The following is a 484-nucleotide window of genomic DNA, read 5'->3' as shown; positions in this document are numbered from 1 at the left end:
CCTGCGAGCCGAGCTTGCCCGACAACGACAGGAACTCGACCGGGTGGCCGGACGGGGCGAACGCCAGGGCCATCGAGTCGAGCCGCTCCTGGAGCTTCGGGCTCGTCGTCCCGGGCGCGGCCAGGCCGGTCAGGTCGCCCTTGATGTCGGCGACGAAGACGGGCACGCCGGCCTGCGACAGCTGGCCGGCCATGAGCTGCAGGGTCTTGGTCTTGCCCGTCCCGGTCGCGCCGGCGATGAGGCCGTGGCGGTTGAGCATGGACAGCGCGACCTGGATCCGGCTGTCGTTTAGGAGCTCACCGTCGTGCATCGCGCTGCCCAGCACGATCGACGGCTCCGCGAGGGTGTAGCCCTTGGTCATCGCGTCCCGGAACGCCTGGTCCATGCCTGCCTCCGCTGCCTGCCGTGGTCGCCACCGGGGTGTTCGACGGCGAAGCGGAAGCGTATCATCGGGCCACCCAGTCGCTTGCCAACCGTCACCTGG

1 protein-coding gene is annotated in these 484 nt (G+C 70.2%); it reads right to left on the bottom strand.

The features are described 5' to 3' along the window. A partial coding sequence (locus I6F37_RS38740; protein WP_225154179.1) for a helicase HerA-like domain-containing protein occupies positions 1-310 on the bottom strand: 310 nt, incomplete at its 3' end. Positions 311-484: the final 174 nt, after the last annotated feature.

It is taken from the genome of Bradyrhizobium sp. NBAIM08 (assembly GCF_020193935.1).
GTDB classification, from domain to species: Bacteria; Pseudomonadota; Alphaproteobacteria; order Rhizobiales; family Xanthobacteraceae; genus Bradyrhizobium; species Bradyrhizobium yuanmingense.
Note: the sequence above shows the minus strand (reverse complement) of the source record. Positions and strands in the feature narration are given on the sequence as shown.